Here is a 4,966-nt window from a genome sequence, read left to right on the forward strand (position 1 = left end):
GATGACAAACCGTTCTAACTCGTACCTATAACAAAGGTGGAATTATCAAGGAGCCGTGTGTGGTGAAAGTCACAAGCACGGTTCTGAAGGAGAGGTAGGAGTGGTAACGCTCCTATCGACTCTAACCAGCCACTCATAATTCCTTGAGTTTGCATCGCAGACATCCCCGTAAACCAAGTTATCGTTGCTCACCACTTTTTTGATAGCAGCCCATTCATTAATGTACTGTGTTTCGTCAGAGCGGATTTTGCGATGGTTCAGTTCTGGGTGCAGTTGGTAGAAAATAAAGTCCGTCAAACCATCGATCGCTTTTTCGGGTGCTCTGTTAGCTGCAATCTGCACCGAATCGGCAGGCATTCTAGCAGCGTGACGGGTGACGGGTTGCGCGATCGCCGAACTGGTAAAAAGAGAGACGGTGATTAATCCAAATATCAAATAGTTCATAGCATACCTTTCCTTACTCAAAAAACCTATGTATAAGCCACCACTTTCACAAGCTCAACTCAATCGCACACCCATCACCTCGGAGCGCACTGTGCTAAGTAAAATATATGCGATCGCCAAAAAAGCAGGGCATCACAATTTGGCCAAACTAATGACCTGTGCGGTTATCTTACTGCCTGCAAACCTCGCTTTTTCTGCACCTACTTACTTGGGTAGCTCCGCAAGTGCTGAGACTGACAGCGCTAAATTTACTCAAAAGGTTAACATCATCCTGGCTCAAGAGAGCACCCAAGTGCCCCTGAGCATTCGGTATGGTGGCACAGAAGCTAGGGGAGGCTTTGTCCTCATGCAGCTTACAGTACCTAATCGAGATACAACTCAACCAGCTTACGGTGGCAAGCTTCGTCTCTACGATATTCATCTGGCCAAAATGTTTGAAACTTCCCAATTTTTGTGCCAGCAATCTAGAGGCGTTTCGGGTTATGAATGGGTTTATTCAGCAGGTAATGGAAGTATTCGCATGGGAAACTTTAGAATTTCCTGTAGTTTAGCTAGTGAAACAGCTTCAACCTACGGCTTAGGTAAGCCAGAACGCACAAGCATTGCCAGAGATACCGAGGGTGGCCCTCCTGAATCAGATGTCTATTCTATTCCGATTTTAGACATCACCGGTTCTAAGGTTCAGCAGTGGATTAATTTTGTGCAAAATTTTAAACCGTGCAACATAAACACTCGATTTTGTTAGATGAGCTGGTGTGAGCGATCGCCACAGCTATCCAGAGGCGGTAACTATATTGGCGATCGCCCCCACACCAAAAACGCGGAGTTCCGCGCTTTTCACTTGCCAAACAGTTGACCCCACCACATCAGCGATCGCACTTTATTTAATTACAGTCAGAAAAACAGAAAAAAACCCCTGCATGGGAGTGCAGGGGAGAGCAAAATACGGTTTGCTAGTAGAAGTTCAATCTTGATGGAAAGACTGCTGGACTAAATCCAGAACCGCCGACTGAATCGGACGGTGCTTTTGAGCAGGGCAGCGGCGATCGTAATTCGTCCGGAGCACCTGCGAACTGTGACCCATCGCATAAGCCAGAGAAGCAATTTGCGAGTCAGAGGCTCCCTGATCCAAAAAATGAGTCGCAAAGATATCGCGCAGCAAATGAGGAGTCAACCGCTGACCAGTCAAGCCATGAGCAGCCGTGCTGATGTAGCTAGCCATACTATCCTCACAAAAAGGCGTGCCGTTGTGCCGCACGAAAACCAGTTCACCAACTGGGTCGAACTGCAAGCGACCCGGCCACAAACGGCCAACCTCCTGCGAACCTGGTTTGAAAGCAGCCCCGCAAGAGCGCCAACTCCCCTCCGGCGTTTTATAGTAGCCATACAGCCAGGTTTCCAGGTAGTCGTAAAACCATCTACCGTCAGGGAACTGCACGTTAGGAATTTCCAATGTCTGGTGTCCGTAAGTCTTCCCCGTCTTGTAAGATTCCGGTGTCATATCCTTGATCCAGCGGCCCTCCGGTGTCCGGTACAGATAACCACAATTCCGGTCGCGGTTACGACCCGTAGGCAGCGGTTGGTACAAACCGTCAGCAGGCACCTCCACAGGCCGCTTCACCGGACACTCAAGAGCCATTTTTAACTCCCTCAACTCCTGCTGCCGCCGGGGAGGAGTGTAGGTCAAACACCCCCACAGCACATAGCGCTGGAAGCTGTAAGCACTCGCCTTCAGAGACCTCGCAGTGCCGCACGCCAGCTTCGGTTGGCACTCCAAGCGCAGCGGTTCGACAATTAACTTCCAAACTTCCGTCAACTCCAGCCACTTCTTATCTAGATCCGCCACCGGAGCGTGGTTTTTTAACTCCTTCGTTCCCAGTGATAGCCGTCGGCGCAGCACCTCCACAGCCGGCACTTCCCTGTAATCGCTAGAGCTGATTTCCGTGTGGTATTGAAACTTTGCCACCGCCAGCAGCGCACACAAGTAATTCTTGCGGGTGTGGGGGCTTGTAGCACCCCGCTCCTCTATCAAAAAGTTGGAGAATTCGCAAACCCAGCGATCCACATAATCCCCAACCTTAGCAACCATTGCTGCCGCAGCTTCCTTAGCAGCCACATACTTGAGTTCAACTGGCGGAACTAAGGTACTCAAAGACAGTTCCTCCAGCGGCACTCCCCGGTAGTGGTGGAACCAGCCCAGCAGGTGAAAGAGCAGACCAATTTGGTTACGGCAGGCTTTGGTTTTCACCGGGTCTTCTAACCGGCCTGGCCAGTGGGCTGACGTGCGGAACTTGTAGAAAAGTTCAGTTTCAGCTTTTAACTTCTCTGACACTTGTTCTGCTCGCAAGCCGTAAGGCGACAAGGCAGAGCGGCTCGTCAGTAGCGTTTTCGCCATAATTCCATAGCCGCGACGGCGGCGACCTCCGCAGCAATCAACAGGTTTCTCAGGTAAGGTATTTCCCGGCCACCAGCCTTGCTGGCTGCACCAAGATAAAAATTCCTTGAGCCGGGAGCGGTAAACCTGCTTGCTGCTAACAGAAGGTTGCAGTCGTTCAAAGGCTTGTTCTTGAGCTGCCAACGCGGTTGTGAACTGCTCAACATTTATACCTTGTTTAAGGGTCGTTGCCGCCTCTATTTCAGCTCGCGTGGGCTTGCGGCTTTTGGGAGGTTCTAAGCCCCATCCAGGCAAGGTGTAACGGTTGATAGCAGTTTCAGTTTGAGCGAGAATTTCTTGGGCTTTCTTATGCGGGTGCTGGCTCTGAATGTGGGCAGCATAAAGCTGCTGCATATCTGCTAAAGAGGGATTCTTTTGCATGATTATAAATCCTCGTAAAATGAAGGTGTTCTGGTTTAGGTCTTGTGGAAGTGCTGCGAAGTGTTGAGAAGCGGCTTTCAGAAAGTTTGCTCTTATTTATATTATAGCAAAAACCGCAGTAAACATTGAGTTCATGGCGGTTTTCGCTAAAGGCGGTGGTCTGCTGTAATCCAAGCCTACAAAGGCTTTTTTTTCTAAAATCACACTGTTTTTATAAATAAGCTTGAGGCTATTTATAATCTCAAAAAAGTGGAGGTAATCCATAAGAGCTAATGCTTTGTTATAGTTAGCAAGGTAGCAATTCGATACCTGGCACCAGCCGGGATGCTGACTAAAATTAGCAAAGTTTAGCTCTTGTTTAGGAGCTAACTTTTGTAAGGTAGCGACTTTGACCTTGGGCATTTGATAGTCAAAAGAATGTAGTGGGTTTCTGGCAATAAAAAGATTCATGGTGCAATCACTGAGCTTAAAAAATGCCTGGGTTGTAAAAAAGTTTTGGTTTTTGACTAATGCTTAGTTTGAGTTGGTGGTTGCTCTGGTAATTGGTTTAGTGATCTAGCAAATCGCTCAATAAGTTCTGAGCGAGAAATGCCAGATTTTTTGGCATGAAAATCCAGATTTTTGATGGCCGTTGGTGTAACACTAACGGTGCAGACTTTTTTGAGTTCGTCGTACATCTCTGGCTGATTTCTCATACTTTTATGTTTGGGTTTAGCCATGTCAAAACCTCCTTTCTGATTGGGTGAACAAAATTCAATTGAATTCGACGTGAAACTGAGCAAAAAAAAAGGAGTTCGGGGGAACTCCTGATTAAGGTTAGTTATTTATTTAGTTATTGGCTGTCAAGTGTTGAAGAAATCAAACGCTTGCCAGACAAGGTGAGTGTCGAAATTCTAGAGAAAGTTATGAGTGCTAAGTTTCAATAGTAGTGTTTGCTTATTTTAATGCAGCGTTAGCTGGAATTTATAAGCTTTTACTTACTTTGAATTATTATAGCACTGGCAATCAAATTTAACCATAAGTTAAAAAATTGTAAGTGATTTAAGCTTTAAGTATTTGCTAGATTGCCTTTAGCTCTTAATAAGAGCATGGTAGTGCTTGAAAACTTAACTTTTATTTACAGTCTGCTTTCCACCCTATCTACTTTACCTCAAGTCTCTTCTGATTTGCGATCGCGCCTGATTCAAGCCCTCAGAGTGAATCCAGCCGACTTCGCCGCCATAAATCATTCTGCCATTGGGTGTACGTAAAAAAATGTGGTCAACATTGCTCTCAGCAAGTCCTCTAACCCTACTTTTGTCAGAGCATCTGCTATCAATCCCGTCAAACCTAGTACGGCAATGCTTCCTAGCTGTAGGAGACCGCAATCATAATCACTCAAGACCGCAATCAGGATTTTATCGAGACCACATTAAATGAAACTGAACCAAAACTTCAGACCAAATTAAACACCACCCAGACCACATTAAATGCGACCAGACCACAATCATGTAAACGAGACCAGATTAAATACAACCACCCTCCCAGACCTCAAACAATCAAACTCAGCCAAACTCAAACCTTGCTCTGGCAGGCAATAAAGCCATTAGCAAAGCCTTGCTTGACTCACAACCAAGCTGCATTACGCTCAAAGTGGCAGTCCCGCAGCTACCATTTGTGCGTGTAATTCACGCACACGCACAGGGTCTAATTGTCCCCGAAACCATA

Annotated in this window: 7 protein-coding genes; 3 read left to right on the forward strand and 4 right to left on the reverse strand. The window is 46.7% G+C overall.

Annotated elements, in window-relative coordinates; all coding sequences use genetic code 11:
• Nucleotides 1-69: 69 nt before the first annotated feature.
• Nucleotides 70-444 (reverse strand): hypothetical protein, encoded by a 375-nt coding sequence (locus PY364_RS06120; protein ID WP_275521360.1) that lies wholly within the window; start codon nt 442-444, stop codon nt 70-72.
• Between the two features lie 28 nt (nt 445-472).
• On the opposite strand from PY364_RS06120, the gene PY364_RS06125 reads away from it, so the two are divergent.
• Entirely contained in the window at nt 473-1,189 is a 717-nt protein-coding gene (locus PY364_RS06125; protein WP_275521361.1) for a hypothetical protein, read from the forward strand.
• A 10-nt stretch (nt 1,190-1,199) separates the two neighbouring features.
• Nucleotides 1,200-1,418 carry a hypothetical protein gene (locus tag PY364_RS06130; protein ID WP_275521362.1) on the forward strand — a complete coding sequence of 73 codons (219 nt, stop codon included), beginning with the start codon at nt 1,200-1,202 and terminating at the stop codon, nt 1,416-1,418.
• Here PY364_RS06130 and PY364_RS06135 read toward each other — a convergent pair.
• The 3 genes from PY364_RS06135 to PY364_RS06145 form a co-directional block, all read right to left on the reverse strand.
• Nucleotides 1,409-3,259, reverse strand: a complete 1,851-nt coding sequence (locus tag PY364_RS06135; RefSeq protein WP_275521364.1) for a site-specific integrase — start codon at nt 3,257-3,259, stop codon at nt 1,409-1,411. The two genes, PY364_RS06130 and PY364_RS06135, sit on opposite strands and share 10 nt — an antisense overlap.
• 96 nt (nt 3,260-3,355) lie before the next feature.
• A complete protein-coding gene (locus PY364_RS06140) occupies nt 3,356-3,709 on the reverse strand; it encodes a hypothetical protein (RefSeq protein WP_275521365.1) in 354 nt (117 codons plus the stop codon).
• Between the two features lie 56 nt (nt 3,710-3,765).
• Nucleotides 3,766-3,978 carry a ribbon-helix-helix domain-containing protein gene (locus PY364_RS06145; RefSeq protein ID WP_275521366.1) on the reverse strand — a complete coding sequence of 71 codons (213 nt, stop codon included), beginning with the start codon at nt 3,976-3,978 and terminating at the stop codon, nt 3,766-3,768.
• 369 nt (nt 3,979-4,347) lie between these two features.
• Here PY364_RS06145 and PY364_RS06150 point away from each other — a divergent pair, with 369 nt between their 5' ends.
• The gene (locus PY364_RS06150; RefSeq protein WP_275521367.1) at nt 4,348-4,509 is read left to right on the forward strand and encodes a hypothetical protein; all 162 of its coding nucleotides are present in this window, start codon (nt 4,348-4,350) and stop codon (nt 4,507-4,509) included.
• Nucleotides 4,510-4,966 lie beyond the last annotated feature (457 nt).

The sequence above is a fragment of the Kamptonema sp. UHCC 0994 genome (genome assembly GCF_029167235.1).
In the GTDB taxonomy this organism is placed as follows: Bacteria; Cyanobacteriota; Cyanobacteriia; order Cyanobacteriales; family Microcoleaceae; genus Kamptonema.